We start from the raw sequence: 17,935 nt of genomic DNA, 5'->3' as shown, positions 1-17,935 counted from the left end.
GTAGAGCTGTAACTGAGAGTTGAACTCAGGACCTCTTCCTTACCAAGGAAGTGCTCTACCACTGAGCTATTACAGCATCGGTTAGAGCGGAAAACGGGACTCAAACCCGCGACCCCCAGCTTGGAAGGCTAGTGCTCTATCAACTGAGCTATTTCCGCAAAACTTCCACTGAGTGGGTAGTGATGGATTCGAACCACCGTAGGCATAGCCAGCAGATTTACAGTCTGCCCCATTTGGCCACTCTGGTAACTACCCTTGTTTTATCAACACATAGCAGGAGTTTAATTTCCTTGGTGAGCCTCTTGTCGGATTCGAACCAACGACCCCGAGATTACAAATCACGTGCTCTGGCCAACTGAGCTAAAGAGGCGAGTATCCCTACAGCCGCTAGGCGGCATCGTTTTGGGGTATGCTGTAAAACGGCTGCAAAGATACGACTTATTTTCTAATCGCCAAAACTTTTTCAAGTTTTTTTTTAACGATTGCGAGTTTTTTCTTTAAATTTAGCCAGCTGTACCTTCATCGAATCAACAGTCTGATCAATACCTTCTTCGAAGGTATCACAAGTCTTCTCAGCATATAGCGAGAGCCCCGGACCGGTTACCGTCAGTGACGTTTCTTTATTCAATGCAGCAGCAGGCTTGACAACTTTTAATTGCACCTCTACTTTCTGTATATCTTCGTAAGTTTTTTCCAACTTGGCAACTTTCTTTTCGATAAGTGCCTGTAATTTCTCGGTAGCGTCGAAATGAATCGACTGAATTTTAATTTCCATAGTTACCTCCGCTTTTAAAGGTTAAGCCCTTGGATGGGCGTTAAAATATTCACGTTTCAACTGCTCAAAAGTTGTATGGGTATATATTTCTGTCGTTGACAGACTTTCATGCCCTAGCAGTTTTTTCACACTTTCCAATCCGGCATCGTGATTAAGCATTGCCGTTGCAAACGTATGTCTCAATACGTGCGGCGTGCGTTTTTTTAGCGTGCATACTTTAGTGAGGTTTCGCCTTACCTCGTTTCTCACTTGATTCTGGTTCATTCTCGAGCCGTCTTCTGCAAGAAACAGAGCCTGCGACTTTTTATGTATACGCTCATCGCGTAATTTCATATAGTCACGCAGAGTGGAGTTCAATTCGTCACCAAACGGTATTATCCGCTGTTTATTTCTCTTACCCGTAACTTTCAACTGCTGATTTACAAAATCAACCGCCACATCATCTAGTCCAACCAATTCCGATAATCGGATTCCCGTCTCATAAAATGTTATTATAATAGTACGTGCGCACACGTCCTTATAGCTATTATTCCAGAAATCAGGTTCAAGCAGCCTATTCATCTCAGATTCTTTAAGAAACTGCGGCAGAGGCTTACTCTTCTTAGGTCCCACTATCCCATGAGCAGGATCTTCTGTTACGAGATGTCGCGAAAGAGCAAAACGATAAAAGGAACGCAAAGCGCTCAACCTTCGATTGATTGATGCCGCATTGTTTCCCTTATCCATCATACTCTCCATCCAATCACGGATGACATCTGAGTCTATCGACTCCCAAGAGAGGTGATCATTAAATTTTCCGAAAAACTTTTCAAAGGCCTTAAGGTCTTCTCCATAGTTTTTTACCGTCATGTCTGAGCGATTACGCTCAAACTTCAAGTAGTTCAAAAAAAATTCTATCATCACAAACGCTGCTTTATCATTTATCTTTACGGCAACGAATTTACGAAATAAAATTCAAACCACCAAATTTTTTAACGAGTTTTTAATCCTCGTTATTGTGCAACTGCTGTACGTAGATGGCATGTTCCATCTTGAGTCTCTTCAAAACAGAAGGCTTGTTGTACTGCTGACGAGCACGAAGCTCCTTTACAACACCTGTCTTTTCGAATTTTCTCTTGAACTTCTTGAGAGATCTCTCAATGTTCTCACCATCTTTTACTGGTACAATAATCATGTTTTTTGTTTTTAATTTATTTATAATTATATTACCACTATGGACTACTCCACAATGAGCGGGTGCAAAATTACATCTTATTTGCGAATAAAGCAAGCTTTTAATTGATTTTTTAACCAAAACCCACCAAAATAGCCTTAAATTTCCTTTGTAGCGTCAATCAACCATCGTTTTTCGCTGTCATCAAGATAGGGTAACAGTTTGTCACACACCATTTTATGATACATATTCAACCAGTTTATTTCCTCTTCAGATAGCATAGATTTCACTATCGGAAGTGTATCAATCGGGCATAAAGTGAGTGGTTCCATTTGTAGGAATTGTCCAAATTCAGTTTCTAGATATTTTCTTATAAGAAGAGTATTTTCTATCCTCACTCCAAATTTTCCTGCCAGATATAGTCCAGGTTCGTCTGTAACCGTCATTCCTTCATGCAATGGAGTGCTCATATATTCCATTCTTATCTGATGAGGTCCCTCATGTACACAGAGATAACTTCCTACTCCATGTCCTGTACCATGTAAAAAGTTCATACCTTCACGCCACATAGCTTCTCTTGCTAATGCATCAAGTTGTGTACCACATGCTCCATCTGGAAATTTGGCTAATTCCAACTGTATATGTCCCTTTAGAACAAGTGTATAAACTTTCTTCTGCTCTTCGGTCAATGGACCAAGTGCTACCGTACGTGTTATATCTGTAGTTCCATCCTGATACTGCGCTCCACTATCTATAAGAACGAACCCTGAAGGTTGCACTGGTATATCTGTTTCTTCAGTAGCCTCATAATGCACTATCGCGCCATGTTGTTCGTATCCTACAATTGTATCAAATGAGATATCCTTAAATAGTTTCTGTTCTGCACGCAGTCCAGTCAATTTTCTATCCAAAGACATTTCTGTTTCACCACCAGCCTCAACAGCCGGATTCAGCCACTTAAGAAATTTAACCATTGCAACGCCATCTCGAAGCATAGCGTCATGAAATCCTTTTATTTCAGCAGCACTCTTCACAGCTTTCATCCTTGGTACCGGAGATTTAGCAAAAACGACTTTTGTTTTTTCTTTATCCACCTGAGCCACCATATAACTGTTTGTCTCATCAGGATCAAGAAGTATGTTATAAGCAAAATATTTCCGTTTCAAATATGCAGCCACGTTATCATACCCTTGCACTGATATCTTCTGGTTTTCAAGATACCCCTTCACATCACCAGTAATCTTTTCTTCATTTATAAATAAGGTAGCATTTGATTCCTCAATAAGTAAATAAGAAACAAACACAGGATTACAATGCACATCAGTGCCACGCAAGTTTAATATCCACGCAATATCATCAAGTGCCGATACCAGCATACCATCACAATGCATCTTGCGCAATTCACTTTTAATCCTTGTGATTTTACTTTCTGTATCTTCCCCTGTATATTCCAAAGGTTGTATAGCCACTTTGTTATTTGGTATTGACGGACGATCTTTCCAAATAGACTTCAACGGATCAAAATTGAGCCTGACGGTAATACCTCCTTCATGCCTAAGATCAGAAATTAGATTTTCAACAAAAGAATAGGAATTAACTGTACCATCTACACCAACCTCGCTATTTCCGTCAAGCTGACTACCAATCCATTCAGCCAGAGTTGGAGTACCAGGCATCTTTAATTTCATAAGTTGAAATTCCGTACCGCCAATTTGTTTTTCGGCAGCAAGGAAATATCTTGAATCGGTCCAGAGAGCAGCTCCATGCATCGTAACCACAGCAACACCAGCAGAACCGTCAAATCCAGAAATCCATTCGCGACCTTTCCAATGGTCAGCTACATACTCACTATTGTGAGCATCAGTACTTGGGAATACAAAAGCACCCACATTTTCTCTTACCATTACCTCTCTTAAAGCGGCAACACGTTCGTTTATAGTCATAAATATATTATTTTGCTAAATAGACATTACAAAGATAAAGTTTTTAAGAATTAACAACAAATTTAATGCTAAATAAATAACCGAAATTTGTTATTTTTTAGTAACTTTGCGGTCGCATGAAAGGAAAGAGATTTCTAAAACATTAAAATAAATTGTAGTTATGGAATTTTTAACTAATGACAAACTTTTGATCGTCGGCGCTGCCGGAATGATCGGTTCTAACATGGTTCAGACAGCTCTTATGCTGGGTCTTACACCAAACATCACTCTTTATGATGTATTTTCAGCTGAAGGTGTTGCAGAAGAAATGCGCCAGTGCGGTTTCGATGATGCAAACATCGTTTCAACAACAGATCCTAAAGAGGCTTTTACAGGTGCTAAATACATCATTTCTTCAGGTGGTGCTCCACGTAAAGAGGGTATGACACGTGAGGATTTGCTCGCTGGCAACTCTAAGGCTGCTCAGGAACTTGGTGAGAACATCAAGAAGTTCTGTCCTAACGCTAATTTCTGTGTTGTTATATTCAACCCAGCTGATATCACTGGTCTTGTAACACTTGTACATTCAGGTTTGAAACCAAATCAGGTTGCAACACTTGCAGCTCTTGACTCTACACGTCTTAAGGGCGCTCTTGCTAAGCACTTCGGTGTTAGCCAGGCAGTTGTTGAGAACGCTTACACATATGGTGGTCATGGTGAGAAGATGGCAGTATTCGCATCTCCTACAACTATTGACGGCGTTAAGTTGGTTGACGTTATCGCTGGTAAGGCTACTGTTAATGGTAAGGGTCTTACTTCAGAGGAATGGGCACAGATGCAGAAAGAAGTTACACAGGGTGGTGCAAAGATTATCGAGCTTCGCCGTCGTAGTTCTTTCCAGAGCCCAGCTTACCTTGCAGTTAAGATGATTGAAGCTGCTATGGGTGGTGAGGAATTCAACTATCCTGCAGGTACATACGCTGATACAGCTCGTTACAACCACGTTATGATGGCTATGCCTACACGTGTAACTAGTGATGGTGTTTACACTAAGCCAGTTATCGGTTCAGCTGATGAGATTGCTACTCTTGACGCTAGCTACGATCACCTTCAGAAAATGCGTGATCAAGTTATCGGTATGGGTGCTCTTCCAGCAGTTGCTGAGTGGAACAAGCTTAACTCAAACTTGTAAAAAAGCATTTTCACTTAACTCTTAGTTTATTATAAGATTATAAAGTGAACATTATACAAGCAGACTGACAAATCACTATTGTCAGTCTGCTTTTTTTATTCTTGCAAAAAAGGTCTCCCCCCTTCCCCTACATAATTTATTTTTCTAGCTACGGAGCTACGTTCGCATCAGAATCCTTTTAAATAATAGGAATAGCTACAAAAAACATAGGAATGTTAGCTACGGTAAGCTACGTTCTGGCTACGGCATAAGCTAGCGTTATAATAAAGAAATAATTTCTTTAGACAAAATAAAGAGATGAATTTTAACATCATATTATCAGTGAGATATATTCGCAAAAAGTTTATATATATTAAGTACATACTTAGGGCTTTTCTAAATATAAGCATCGAATATTATATAATATGCAGTACATGTATAAACATAAAAAAAAACGAATTTGAAGTACACAAACTTTTACCTAAATTTTCACAACATTTGTGTAATTTGATTACATCTGCATGCGTGCAATCCGATTACACAACGTATGTAACCGTGTTACACAACGTGAACAACCCAATTACACACGTTGTGTAATCGAATTGCCTAACGTGAAAAACAATATTGCATTGCGCAGGTAAATGAATAATTATTGATAAGACAACAAGAATGAGATTGATGACAATTCCCACTATTTTTATAGTTGAGTTTTAAAATAATAAATAAGCATATTGCAAAATATAACGCACATAATAATGAGTACAGACCATCATAAACAAAAAAGAGTCTATTCACGTACTGCATATTTGGCAAAAAATCACAAAATATTAGTGTGATTCCAATTATATCGTCACTTTTAGTCCGATAATGTCACTTAATGTCACTCGCTCAGCCCTTATAAACAAAGGGTTTGTGACATTATGACATTAGTGGCATTGAAAAAACTTTTTCTGATAGAGTTGTCTTTTGCCGGATTAGGTTTATTGAGAACCCAAAGATACATCATTCTTATCGAAAAATTTACATTCCATCATTAGTGACAGAAGATTAACTAATTACAGAGCCGTAGTATTTTTTCTCTGGACAGTAGTGATAACAAAAAGAAAAAGGCGAACCTCTACGACTCACCTTCCTGCTAATTTCTGACTAACAATTAAAGTTCAGTTATATTTAATTAATAGTCTAGTCTATTTATCTTCTTCATTTTTTGCGATCTTTGGATGTCGCAGGTTCTCTCCCATGTTGGTGTATATTGAAGCCTCAGCTATATTTGTAGCATGATCGGCAATACGCTCAATGTTAGATATAATTCCATTTAGATTTATAAAAGTAAAGAGCAGATGGCGAGTTTCTTCCGAATAATGACTATTCTTGATAGTATCCTTTATAAGTTTGTGATTAATATCATCTACCACATCATCGTTTTTGATAGTCCAGACTGCCGCATCATTGTCATCATTAACAAAAGCTGAGACAGACCTCTTTACCATCAATATACTTGATGCCATCATATTTGATATCACCGGTAGCATATGTTCGAAAACCGTTTTGTCTTCAATACGAGATAAAAATTTGTCTATATTCTTAACCTGATCACCAATACGTTCCAGATTTGAAATCATCTGGTAAGCAGACATTATTTTGCGAATATCAGATGCTACCGGATTCTGCAATGCAATGATATCTATGATTTCATTGCCAAGGCTTATCTCAAAACCATCTATACGATTTTCATTTTTTTCTATTTCCTGTTGAATTTCTGTCGGAATATTAATGGTCCCGTCAACTAGCAACTTATTCACTATTTCCAACTGGCGCATTACCAATTCCACCATTTCGTTGAAATGGCTCAATAAAGAATGTAATGCATTGTCTTTTGTTATTGCCATAATTTCATTTTTAATGCACGAAGCAATTTATAATAAATTAAACTTATCCGAACTTACCTGTAAGATATGCCTCTGTACGTGGATCAGTTGGTGTTGTAAACATTTTCTTCGTATTGTCATATTCCACCAGTTCGCCAAGATACATAAACATAGACTTGTCTGAAATACGCGCAGCTTGAGACATATTATGAGTAACCATTATAATGGTATAATCCTTTTTCAATTCAACGAGCAAGTCTTCTATCTTTGAAGTTGATATAGGGTCTAAAGCAGAAGTAGGCTCATCTAATAATATCACTTTTGGACGAAAGGCGATGGTACGAGCGAGACATAGTCTCTGTTGCTGACCACCAGACAAGAAGTTACCTTTGCTATGCAATGTGTCTTTCACCTCATCCCACAAGGCAACGTCACGCAAAGATTTTTCTACGATTTCATCACGTTCTTGCTTTTTCATACGGATTCCATTAAGACGGTAGCCAGCAATTACATTATCGTATATACTTAGTGTTGGAAATGGATTAGGACGCTGGAATACCATACCTATTTTACGTCGCAAATTCATTGTTGGCATTTCATAGATATTATCTCCGCCAAGTAATATCTTGCCTTCTGTACTGATATTTGGATAAAGCTCGTGCATGCGGTTAATTGCTCTCAATAGAGTTGTTTTACCACATCCAGATGGTCCCATAATAGCTGTGATAGAATGTGCTTCTATCTCTGCTGAGACATGTTTCACAGCATACTTATCGTCACCATAGCTAATAGAAATATCTTCTATTGACATCACCGGTGTTGTTGTATTTTCTTTTGTATTTATCATTTTCTTTTTATTTTCTTTTTGCTCCAATCCATTTTGATATAAGATTGAGTATCAACACAAATCCCATTAGGAAAATCGTGGAACTCCATATCAGATTTACCATGTTAGGGTCGTTATAAAACTGCCAAATCAGCAATGGTACAGCCGAACCAGGCTTAGCAACATTCCAGTTTACATCTGGATTACCCAATGTTGTAAGCATCAATGGAGCAGTCTCACCTAAAACACGCGACACTGCGAGCAGTATACCACTGATTAATCCTGAGAAAGATGTAGGAATAAGCACTCGCCATATCACTTTATAATAAGGTGTTCCAAGGGCTATAGCCGCCTCTTTAAGAGTATCAGGAACCATTTTGAGCGATTCCTCGGTAGAGCGCACAATAAGAGGTAACATCATAATAGCCAAGGCGACACCACCGGCTAATACAGAGTATCCTTTAGTTAAAGGAACAACAACCCATATATAAGCAATAATACCAATAACAATTGATGGTACTCCTTGCATGACATCAGCAATATCACGTATCAAACAGGCATATTTTTTCTTGCTATTTTCTGAAAGGTATACACCTATTACCATTCCTGTAGGTATTGCTATTACAGATGCGATAAGAACCAAATAGATTGAACCAAGTATACCGTTTACTATTCCTCCCGGGATAACCTCGCCATTGGCTGTAGCCATCATTGCTGTGAATGTGTCTGGAGCCACTTGGGTAAAGAAAGCTAAATTGATTTGTTTGTAACCTTTTACCAACAATGTACCGATAATCAGGAAAACCATAGATATTGTAAGGAAAGAAAATACCATTACAAGTATCTTGAAGATATTGTTTTTAGCTTTTCTATAACCAATTGAGGATAACAGTCCTGCCGTTTTCCCTATATTAATAATATTATCCATTATCCCATCTTTTTAATTATATATTTTCCTATCGCATTGATGATAGTAGTTATCACAAAGAGTAATAGAGCAAGCTCTATCAACGCACTCAGCTGTAATCCACTAGCCTCCCCAAACTGGTTTGCAATAACACTAGCCATTGTATTGCCTGTTGAGAAGAGTCCATGTGGTATCGCATTTTCGTTACCAATAAGCATTGTCACTGCCAAAGTTTCACCAATTGCTCTACCAAAAGCCAGTATGTAACTTGCTGTCATTCCAGAACGAGCGTTTGGCAATATAACCGTACGTATCACTTCCAATCGAGTGGCGCCCAAAGCATATGCGGCTTCTTTAAGATCATTTGGCACCATCGCTATAGTCGTATTACTCAAAGATGTGGCATAAGGCACAATCATTATGGCAAGTATCAAGGCGGATGTGAATACTCCGAATCCCTGCGGACTTAAACCAGCCTCAACAACCAACGGACATAGGATATAGAAACCCCATAGACCATATATAATAGACGGAATACCAGCCAAGAGATCTACTAATGTGCCAACAATAGATGCAAGCTTTGTACCGCGAAAATATTCTGCTACAAACAGGGATGTGCAGAACGCCAAGGGGATTGCGATAACCAGAGCCAGAACTGATGTGAGTATAGTACCGACTATAAAGAGTAACGCGCCATAGTTCTCGCTCCCCTGGGTTGGATCCCACTGATCAGAGATCAGAAACCGCCATCCAAATTTGGATATTGACGGTAACGACCCCTTGAACAGTGAAAACACCATCGCCGCGGCTATCAAAATGATAACCAGTGAGGAGAAGAACAATACGCGTTTCAGAATTTTATCGCTATTCATTTACTTCAGAATTCTTTTTCCTTTGTAAGTCACTGTGCGTAATATAGCTTTTGCTCTCGCTGCTACACCTGCTGGAAGTGGAGCATAATTGGTTTTAACAGCCAATCCTTGTGCATTGCGACTTACCATCCAGTCTATCAATTTCAGTGTTGCCTGAGCCTGAGCAAAGCTGCGGTTGTTGTAAGCCTGATCTTTATAGATTATTAGCCATGTAAAACCAGCTATAGGGTAAGCTGTTGGGGCAGAAGAGTTGGTAAGCATAACACGTGTATCTGCAGGAATTTTACCTTTTCCAGCTGCACTTGTAGAAGCGACTGTAGCTTTGATGAACTTTCCAGCCTTGTTTTGGATAAGTGCTGACGGTTCATGTTGTGCGAAAGCGTATTCAGAACCTATATATCCTATAGAACCTTGTGTCTGATGAATAGCACCTGCAACACCTGGATTTCCTTTTGCACCTACACCTACAGGCCAGTTTACAGTCTTACCAGCACCAACCTTAGAATGCCATACTTTATTTACCTTAGTTAGATAATCTGTAAACATATTCGTTGTACCACTACCATCAGAACGATGAACTACAGTAATTTCCTTATTTGGGAATCTTACACCTGGGTTCAATTTTCTCAAAGCAGGATGATTCCAATTTCTAATTTGTCCCAAGAAAATAGAAGCTAAAACAGTAGGAGTAAGTTTAATCTGCTTTACACCTGGTAGATTGTAAGCTACAACTACCGCACCACTACATGTAGGAATATGAACGATAGGAGCCGGCATCTCTCGAAGTTCTTGATTTGTAAGGAATGCATCTGACGCACCAAAATCTACAATTTTATCTTTCAGACTGCGGATTCCACCACCTGAACCAATGCCGCCATAAGTTACTTTAGCATGTGCTGCTCTTTCATAAGTCGCAAATGCTGCATTATAGAATGGTTCTGGGAATGTTGCTCCTGCACCTGATATTGACTGCGCACTAACCTTGTTGCCTAGAGCCATCAGACTCAACAATGCAACTAAAACAATACTCTTTTTCATATAATTTTATATTTAAAAAATAATTTATCTTTTGTTTTTAATAGACGATAGTAATATAACTATCTTCTTTTTTATGTTTATAAGCTATACTTGAAACTTACAAGATAGCTTGTTGATGTTTTAGAACCTGACTTAGAAGGATCACTTATCTGCACGTTAGGTGATATTGCAATACCTTTTGCAGGTAATATTTCAAGACCAGCTGTATAAAGGTTTCCGTCAGTAGCATTCCAGCCATTGCTTGCACCATTGAGTTTCTTTGATGTTAAGTTATCATAGCGTCCAAATACTGCAAATGTCTTACATGGATTGTATGTGCCCCAGAATGATAATCCATTCAAATTATGGTCTTTAACCTTGTTATGGCCAGTCTGTAAGTTGTATTCACCACCTACTGTAAACTTATCGTCTTTATAAGCTATCATGGCATTGAATGTAGTCTGAGCTTCCTGTTTTTTCTGATAATCTCCATAAACACGAAGATATAGTTTTTTTATTGGCTGATATGTTAATCCGGCAGAAACTTTAACAGCGCTATCAGACTGTAATGATTTGTAACCTTCGCCGTTTACAACCTGAGCATCGATACTCAACTCTTGAGCTATTTGATATTTGATGCCTAATCCAAGGTCTGCACTTGATGCATATCCATTAAGGTCTTGGAATGATTTCAAAAGATAACGTTTACCCCATAGAGACTCCTGTAAATTAAAAGTATTGGTACCTATCAAACCAAAGTCAATGGTAAGTCCATTTCTTGAATATTCTCCATAAGCGTTCTTTATATAAGCGGTGTAAGCAGAGCCCTGATAACCGTTATTTTTATCTGTAACATCCATCACTGCCTTTGCAGAGAAATAAGGTGAGAAGTTGTAGGCGTAACCTAAGTAAGCTCTTGAAATCTCAAAAGCAGTGTTTGTCTTACCATCTGTAGATTGCACTCTAAAATCAGTGAACACAGTGACTATTGGACTTCCACTTGGTTTAAATGTGCTAGTGGTTTCCTGTGCCATACCTGCTGCTGCAAGCATAATGCTCATCACTGAAATAAAAATTCTTTTCATCTTTTTAGTTTTTTAATTAATATGACGTTATCATTTCTAAATCATGATGCAAAGGTACAATCGAAATATTTCGCCTTCGTTTCATTAAGATTATAAAGCTTTTACATATTTTTTTCATTTATGTTACAAGCAAAATAAACTAGCCTGAAAAGGCGATAAACCCGAATAAAATCAGAGATTTTACTTTTTGACTTTATTCGGGGGATTGATTATCTATATATAATAAGGTTAGCAACATTACTGATAGAAAACATATTGTACATCTTTCAACTTTCAATATATCGATACAAAGGTATCATGGCTATATTTCATAATCATTATTGCAAAGTTATAATGATAGTACATTATTGTTACGACAATATCAAATATAGCATCATGATACGACATAATGCTGTAGCCAAAAATAAATTCTCATTGAGGGAACACCCCATACTTTTATCATTGAAAATTATCCGTAATTTGTATACAGCAAGTTTGGTATAATGTTTGTATCTTTGTACCGTGAGTTTATTTAATAAATAAATAGGTATTAATAATAAGTATGAAACTAATAAAGAACAAGGAATTTGGCGGAGAGCGCCCTCTCTTCGGCGAAAAAGATACAAGACTCGAGGATATAACCATTATTGATGGTGAATCAGGAATAAAATGTTGCGAAAATCTGGAATGTGATAATTCCAAATTTTATGGCAAATACCCTTGGTGGCATGTAGATAACAGTGTTATAACAAACAGCTACTTCGCACCTGAAAGCCGTTCGGCTATTTGGTACAGTAACAATATGATTATGAAGGACTCTGTAATTGACGGTCCTAAATTTTTCAGAGAGATGAATAATCTAGAACTGGAAAACGTAAAAATCAACGATGCAGATGAAACATTCTGGAAAGTAAACGGTCTGAAACTAAAGAATGTGGAACTACACGAGGGTACCTACCCTTTCATGTTCTCAAATAATATATATGTAGACGGTCTTGTGAGCGATTCAAAATATGTATTTCAATATTGCAAGAATGTAGAGATACACAACGCTAAAATAACAACGAAAGACAGTTTCTGGGAATGTGACAATGTGACAGTATATGATTCTGAACTAAACGGAGAATATCTTGCATGGCACAGCAAAGACATAAAACTAGTGAGATGCCACATAAGTGGCGAACAACCATTATGCTATATTGACGGAATAACTCTTGAGGACTGTACTTTTGATGCCGAATGTGATCGAATATTTGAAGACAGCACTAATATAAAAGCAAATATAAACGGAGCAATAACAGAAATAAAAAATCCTATAAGCGGAAAAATAACAGCCGATGAAATTGGTAAAATCACATACGATGAATATGCCAAAGGAAAAGACTGCGTTATTGAAACAAGATAAATATGAAATATAATTTTGACAAGCAGATTGAGCGACGCGGTACAAACTCATACAAATGGGATTTACCAAAAGAAGATGATGTAATCCCTATGTGGGTGGCCGATATGGACTTTCAGACAGCACCATGCATCATAGAGGCTCTAAAAAAACGTGTCGAACATGGAGTTTTTGGCTACACTCTAGTTCCTGACAGCTATTTTGAAGCAATAACCAATTGGTTCAAGCGCCGCCACAACTGGCAGATAGACCGTTCTTGGATTTTGTATACATCAGGAGTTGTACCAGCATTGACTGCATCATTGCAAGCTCTCACCATGCCTGGTGAAAAAGTACTTATACAGACTCCTGCATACAACTGTTTCTTTACCAGCATAATGAACTGCGGTTGCCAAGTAGAAGAAACTGCATTAAAAAGAGAAGGCAACAGTTTTGTCATGGATTTCGAAGACTTTGAACGCAAATGTGCCGACCCGAAAGTTACAGTATTTGTTTTGTGCAATCCCCACAATCCTTCAGGACGTGTATGGAGCAAAGAAGAAATGCTGCGCATAAACGACATTTGTACAAGAAACGGAGTGAAGATAATCTCTGACGAAATACATTGTGAACTTATAATGCCAGAATATACATTTACAGCGTTTGCAAGCATAAGCGATGAATGTAGAGACAATAGTATTATTCTAAATTCTCCGTCAAAGTCATTCAATATTGCAGGACTTCAAATTGCCAACATTATATGCAGTGATAAAACGATACGCCTACGCATAGACAGAGCATTAAACATCAATGAAGTATGTGATGTAAATCCTTTTGGTGTAATAGCAGTACAGGAAGCATACAATAACGGTGAAGAGTGGCTTGATGAACTAAATGAATACCTATACGGCAACTATAAGGCTTTAAAGGAATTCTTCTCTGAGTATTTGCCAAAACTCGAAGTTATACGTCTTGAAGGCACTTATCTTGTATGGATAGATATTTCAAGAATTGAACTCACCGCTGATGAAGCTGCAAAAAAATTGCTTGACAATGCAAAGGTGATGATAAACAGTGGAACAATGTATGGCCGAAAAGAAGGCTTCTGTTATTTGCGCATAAACATAGCCTGCACCAGAGCTACTTTGATGGAAGGCCTTAAGAGAATGGGCAGGGAACTTAGTGTCTACATGGAAGATGACGATGAACATGGATGCCCCATGTAAAGAATATGGTTTAATAGGTAAAAAAATACAAAAATAATAAAGGCAGATTTCCATCAAAAAGGAATCTGCCTTTATTTATTTACGTTAATCTTGAAGATAAATAAGACAAAAAACGAAAAAAACGAAACTAAAACAGATATTATACCGACAAAAAACAATAATTTTGCACTATCTAAAGTTTACGGCACTTAATATCAGAATGCAAAAATGCCATAACAATAAGGACATCATCAATGATAACAAACATAAACCACATGAGAAAATTATTAGCTTTTCTAATACCTCTTGCGTTTTTAGCCACAGCAAACGCACAGGTAAATCCACTAAAAGTGACCGAAAAGAAGCTTAAAAATGGAATGACCGTTTGGATAAATGAAGATCATTCACAACCAAAAGTATATGGAGCCGTCATAGTGAAAGCTGGTGCAAAAGACTGTCCTAACACAGGAATGGCGCATTATTTTGAGCACATCATGTTTAAGGGAACAGACAAAATAGGCACTGTAGATTATGCTAAAGAAAAGCCTTGGCTTGATTCAATCTCGGCTAAATATGATATTTTGGCAGAAACAAAAGATGCTAAACAAAGGAGTATCATTCAAAAAGACATCAATCGTCTCAGCATTAAAGCAGGAGAATACGCAATTCCAAACGAATTCAGCTCTCTTATAACTTCATTTGGTGGTACGGGACTAAATGCATCCACATCTTTTGACGAAACAATATTCCACAATAGTTTTTCACCACAATATATTCATCAATGGTGTGAACTAAACAGCGAAAGACTAATGTCACCTGTTTTCAGATTGTTTCAAGGCGAACTAGAAACGGTTTATGAAGAGAAAAACATGTATTCAGACAACATGCTGATGCCAGCAGCCGAATATGCAGAATCTATGATCTTTGCAGGTACACCTTACGCTGATCCTATCATCGGCAGTACAGAGAATCTGAAAAATCCAAGACTCGGGGAAATGAGAAAATTCTTCGATAAATATTATGTTGCAAACAACATGACTCTTATACTCACAGGAGATGTAAACACAGATTCGATAAGTAATATACTTGAGAACACATTTGGGCGCATACGTTCTGGAAACTTAGAAAAAGAACAGCCATTCAAACTACAACCTCTTAAAGATCTTGCTACATTGAAATTAAAGCTTCCAATACCTATTGTAAAGGCTGAAGGAATAGTATATCGTGCACCGATAGACAGAGATGCTGACTACAACGCCTTTACTGTTGCACTAGGACTTCTTAATAACAGCTCAGAAACAGGTCTTCTGGACTCACTAAGAAATGACAACAAGCTGATGTATGCGATTGCAATGATGTCACCATTTAAAGAAACAAACGTTGTGGGTATTGGATTTGTTCCGAACATACCTTTTGGCAGTAGGAAAAAAGCAGAAAAAATGTGCATTGAACAGATTGAGAAACTGAAGAAAGGCGATTTTTCTGATGAATTTTTAAAATCCACTAAACTATTACTTGTAAAAGATGCACAAGAAAGTCTTGAAAATATAGACAATAGAGCAGACGTCATGACGACAGCGGCGTCTCATGGTTTATCATGGGATAAAGTCCTAGATAACGGAAAAGACATTGCATCAGTTAGCCGTGATGATATTATGCGAGTTGCTTCCAAATATTTTAGCGACGACTGTGTAAGAGCTATAAAGACATTCGGACATTATCCTAAAGACAAAATAAGCCAACCTGGATACTCTCCGATAAAGCCCAAACATGCTGGAGAACAGTCAGAATATGCAAAAGAGATAAAGGCTATGCCTACACAAGATATTAAGCCTAGGTTAATTGATTTTGACAAAGATGCAAACACAATAAAATTAGCGCCAAAAGCAAGACTATATACAGTGAAAAATCCATCCAACGACTTGTTTAAATTGGAACTGATTTACCATGTTGGCTTTGATAATGATAATCGTATCAATGACGTAGCTGAATTTATAGGAAGTATAGGAACAGAAAAGCATACTAAAAATGAATTTACAAAAGCAATGCAAAAACTAGGAAGTTCATATAGTATTGATGCTAACAGAAACAATTTTATAATAACATTGAGCGGTTTTGACAACAACCTTTCGTCATCTTTGCAACTGCTACGCGAACTTTTAGACAGTGCGAAAGCTGACAAAAAGAAATTCAATGATATATTAAAAGATAAGAAACTAAGCCAAAAAACAGCATTTAAGGACAACAGTAGCATTTCAAATATAATGGAACAGAAAATAATATATGGAAACAATTCCATTTATATGAGAAGATGCTCAAATAAAGACTTTAAGAAAAACAAGCCTGAGGATTTCATCAATCTGTTTAAGGATATACAAACCTATGACATGAGTATTGTATACAGCGGAAAACTTAATGACGCAGAAGTAGAAAAAATCATTAAGCAAGAAGTATCTGTTAACAGATGCACAAAGGATTACGTACCAGTAAACTACAAGTTAGAAGCTTATTCCACTCCTACTGTCTACTTTTACAACAATCCAAAAGCACGACAGACCGTAATAAGTTCATATATAAACATTCCGCAAATGCCAACAGAAGAAGATAGAGCACGACTGGAATTGTGGGGAAACTACTTTGGATCAGGCATGTCATCTGTATTATTCCAAGAGATTAGAGAATTCCGTGCTTACGCATACTATTCACACGGATATACACTAACACCAGCATTGACTCGCTATGCTAATTATCCTACAGGTTTTGCATCAAGAATGGGCGTACAATCAGATAAAAGTATGGCTGCAATAGAAGTTTTGGACAGTCTTTACAAGAATATGCCATTAAGAGAGAACAATATTGCAGCAGCAAAACAGTCTGAGATAAATAGCATAAACAACCGATATCCAAACTTCCGTAGTATGGGAAGCACTATAGATTCTTATATTATGAATGGTTATACTGCAGATCCAAATACGGCTGCCACATCAATAATTCCACAACTAGGCTTTAGTGACTGTAAGAAGTTTTATGACGATTATGTAAAAAACACGCCAATAATATATTATATAGTAGGAAATATGAAGACGATTAATCGTGACACACTCGCAAAATATGGCAAAGTTGTGGAATTGAAGAAAGATGATATATTTCGCAAATAATGACCATAAGTTAAAATAAATTAGTAAATTTGTCACTTCACTTTAAAGAATTACGATTATGGACAACGAAGTTTTAAAAGCTATTAGAGAACGTCGAAGCATTAGACGTTTCAAGCCTGATCAAATAAACGACGAGGAACTGAAAACCATACTTGAAGCTGGAACTTGGGCTGCAACAGGAAAGGGAAAGCAAGACTCGTGGATAGTAGCAGTTCAAAACAAAGAAACATGTGATAAACTGAGAAGAATGAACGCAAAGGTTATGGAAACAGAAGCCGATCCCTACTACGGAGCACCAACAATAGTAATTGTGTTTGGCTCTGCTAATTGGGGAAACAACATAAAAGACGGGAGTCTGGTTATCGGCAATATGATGCTTGCCGCTCACTCAATAGGACTGGCAAGCTGTTGGATTAACCGTGAAGATGCAATGTTTAAAACAGAAGAAGGTAAACAGTTACTTAAAGAATGGAAACTACCTGACGATGTTGTTGGAATCGGAGCAATATCACTTGGCTATGCTTCAGCTCACCCTCACACTGTGAAACCAAGAAAAGAAGACTATTACAGAATTATAAAATAAAAAAATAGCGGTTCCCTTGTAGAACCGCTATTT

At 37.6% G+C, this 17,935-nt stretch carries 15 protein-coding genes and 4 tRNA genes; 5 read left to right on the top strand and 14 right to left on the bottom strand.

Annotation, left to right across the window (positions count from 1 at the left end):
- Positions 1–4: 4 nt before the first annotated feature.
- The 8 genes from B045_RS0103590 to B045_RS0103555 all read right to left on the bottom strand — a co-directional run bounded on the left by B045_RS0103590 (position 5) and on the right by B045_RS0103555 (position 3,871).
- Positions 5–76: transfer RNA gene (locus B045_RS0103590), tRNA-Thr, on the bottom strand.
- A 9-nt stretch (positions 77–85) separates the two neighbouring features.
- Positions 86–158 (bottom strand) — tRNA-Gly (locus B045_RS0103585).
- 15 nt (positions 159–173) lie between these two features.
- Positions 174–255 (bottom strand) — tRNA-Tyr (locus B045_RS0103580).
- Positions 256–296: 41 nt separating this feature from the next.
- Positions 297–370: transfer RNA gene (locus tag B045_RS0103575), tRNA-Thr, on the bottom strand.
- 105 nt (positions 371–475) lie between these two features.
- Positions 476–775, bottom strand: a complete 300-nt coding sequence (hpf, locus tag B045_RS0103570) for a ribosome hibernation-promoting factor, HPF/YfiA family (RefSeq protein ID WP_018462902.1) — start codon at positions 773–775, stop codon at positions 476–478.
- 21 nt (positions 776–796) lie between these two features.
- On the bottom strand, positions 797–1,678 hold the full coding sequence (locus B045_RS0103565) for a tyrosine-type recombinase/integrase (protein WP_025883829.1): 882 nt from the start codon (positions 1,676–1,678) through the stop codon (positions 797–799).
- Positions 1,679–1,757: 79 nt separating this feature from the next.
- Positions 1,758–1,949, bottom strand: a complete 192-nt coding sequence (gene rpsU / locus B045_RS0103560) for a 30S ribosomal protein S21 (protein ID WP_018462900.1) — start codon at positions 1,947–1,949, stop codon at positions 1,758–1,760.
- 137 nt (positions 1,950–2,086) lie between these two features.
- Entirely contained in the window at positions 2,087–3,871 is a 1,785-nt protein-coding gene (locus tag B045_RS0103555) for an aminopeptidase P family protein (protein ID WP_018462899.1), read from the bottom strand.
- Between the two features lie 160 nt (positions 3,872–4,031).
- Here B045_RS0103555 and B045_RS0103550 point away from each other — a divergent pair, with 160 nt between their 5' ends.
- The gene (locus B045_RS0103550; protein WP_018462898.1) at positions 4,032–5,042 is read left to right on the top strand and encodes a malate dehydrogenase; all 1,011 of its coding nucleotides are present in this window, start codon (positions 4,032–4,034) and stop codon (positions 5,040–5,042) included.
- A gap of 1,166 nt (positions 5,043–6,208) precedes the next feature.
- Here the strand turns inward: B045_RS0103550 and B045_RS0103545 are convergent.
- From B045_RS0103545 to B045_RS0103520, 6 genes are all read right to left on the bottom strand, one after another.
- Complete coding sequence (locus B045_RS0103545) at positions 6,209–6,910, bottom strand: phosphate signaling complex PhoU family protein (RefSeq protein ID WP_018462897.1); 702 nt, start codon at positions 6,908–6,910, stop codon at positions 6,209–6,211.
- Between the two features lie 43 nt (positions 6,911–6,953).
- Entirely contained in the window at positions 6,954–7,736 is a 783-nt protein-coding gene (gene pstB / locus B045_RS0103540; RefSeq protein ID WP_025883827.1) for a phosphate ABC transporter ATP-binding protein PstB, read from the bottom strand.
- A 7-nt stretch (positions 7,737–7,743) separates the two neighbouring features.
- Positions 7,744–8,643 carry a phosphate ABC transporter permease PstA gene (gene pstA, locus B045_RS0103535; protein WP_018462895.1) on the bottom strand — a complete coding sequence of 300 codons (900 nt, stop codon included), beginning with the start codon at positions 8,641–8,643 and terminating at the stop codon, positions 7,744–7,746.
- Complete coding sequence (pstC, locus tag B045_RS0103530) at positions 8,643–9,494, bottom strand: phosphate ABC transporter permease subunit PstC (protein ID WP_018462894.1); 852 nt, start codon at positions 9,492–9,494, stop codon at positions 8,643–8,645. The genes pstA and pstC overlap by 1 nt, the downstream gene beginning before the upstream one ends.
- Entirely contained in the window at positions 9,495–10,532 is a 1,038-nt protein-coding gene (gene pstS / locus B045_RS0103525) for a phosphate ABC transporter substrate-binding protein PstS (RefSeq protein ID WP_018462893.1), read from the bottom strand.
- Between the two features lie 77 nt (positions 10,533–10,609).
- Entirely contained in the window at positions 10,610–11,596 is a 987-nt protein-coding gene (locus tag B045_RS0103520) for a hypothetical protein (protein ID WP_018462892.1), read from the bottom strand.
- Positions 11,597–12,137: 541 nt separating this feature from the next.
- On the opposite strand from B045_RS0103520, the gene B045_RS0103515 reads away from it, so the two are divergent.
- The 4 genes from B045_RS0103515 (at position 12,138) to B045_RS0103500 (ending at position 17,902) form a co-directional block, all read left to right on the top strand.
- A complete protein-coding gene (locus B045_RS0103515) occupies positions 12,138–12,980 on the top strand; it encodes a DUF3737 family protein (protein WP_018462891.1) in 843 nt (280 codons plus the stop codon).
- A 2-nt stretch (positions 12,981–12,982) separates the two neighbouring features.
- Positions 12,983–14,182: a MalY/PatB family protein gene (locus B045_RS0103510; RefSeq protein ID WP_018462890.1), complete on the top strand. Its 1,200-nt coding sequence runs from the start codon at positions 12,983–12,985 to the stop codon at positions 14,180–14,182.
- 254 nt (positions 14,183–14,436) lie between these two features.
- Entirely contained in the window at positions 14,437–17,319 is a 2,883-nt protein-coding gene (locus B045_RS0103505; RefSeq protein ID WP_025883822.1) for a M16 family metallopeptidase, read from the top strand.
- 58 nt (positions 17,320–17,377) lie between these two features.
- Complete coding sequence (locus tag B045_RS0103500) at positions 17,378–17,902, top strand: nitroreductase (protein WP_018462888.1); 525 nt, start codon at positions 17,378–17,380, stop codon at positions 17,900–17,902.
- Positions 17,903–17,935 lie beyond the last annotated feature (33 nt).

The sequence above is a fragment of the Segatella paludivivens DSM 17968 = JCM 13650 genome (assembly GCF_000373185.1).
In the GTDB taxonomy this organism is placed as follows: Bacteria; Bacteroidota; Bacteroidia; order Bacteroidales; family Bacteroidaceae; genus Prevotella; species Prevotella paludivivens.
Note: the sequence above shows the minus strand (reverse complement) of the source record. Positions and strands in the feature narration are given on the sequence as shown.

Coding starts and splice junctions, on each gene's coding strand:
- pstB (WP_025883827.1), bottom strand. CDS start 7,736: ATGATAAATACAAAAGAAAATACAACAACACCGGTGATGTCAATAGAA.
- B045_RS0103515 (WP_018462891.1), top strand. CDS start 12,138: ATGAAACTAATAAAGAACAAGGAATTTGGCGGAGAGCGCCCTCTCTTC.
- B045_RS0103520 (WP_018462892.1), bottom strand. CDS start 11,596: ATGAAAAGAATTTTTATTTCAGTGATGAGCATTATGCTTGCAGCAGCA.
- rpsU (WP_018462900.1), bottom strand. CDS start 1,949: ATGATTATTGTACCAGTAAAAGATGGTGAGAACATTGAGAGATCTCTC.
- hpf (WP_018462902.1), bottom strand. CDS start 775: ATGGAAATTAAAATTCAGTCGATTCATTTCGACGCTACCGAGAAATTA.
- B045_RS0103555 (WP_018462899.1), bottom strand. CDS start 3,871: ATGACTATAAACGAACGTGTTGCCGCTTTAAGAGAGGTAATGGTAAGA.
- B045_RS0103505 (WP_025883822.1), top strand. CDS start 14,437: ATGAGAAAATTATTAGCTTTTCTAATACCTCTTGCGTTTTTAGCCACA.
- B045_RS0103510 (WP_018462890.1), top strand. CDS start 12,983: ATGAAATATAATTTTGACAAGCAGATTGAGCGACGCGGTACAAACTCA.
- pstA (WP_018462895.1), bottom strand. CDS start 8,643: ATGGATAATATTATTAATATAGGGAAAACGGCAGGACTGTTATCCTCA.
- pstS (WP_018462893.1), bottom strand. CDS start 10,532: ATGAAAAAGAGTATTGTTTTAGTTGCATTGTTGAGTCTGATGGCTCTA.
- B045_RS0103550 (WP_018462898.1), top strand. CDS start 4,032: ATGGAATTTTTAACTAATGACAAACTTTTGATCGTCGGCGCTGCCGGA.
- B045_RS0103500 (WP_018462888.1), top strand. CDS start 17,378: ATGGACAACGAAGTTTTAAAAGCTATTAGAGAACGTCGAAGCATTAGA.
- B045_RS0103545 (WP_018462897.1), bottom strand. CDS start 6,910: ATGGCAATAACAAAAGACAATGCATTACATTCTTTATTGAGCCATTTC.
- pstC (WP_018462894.1), bottom strand. CDS start 9,494: ATGAATAGCGATAAAATTCTGAAACGCGTATTGTTCTTCTCCTCACTG.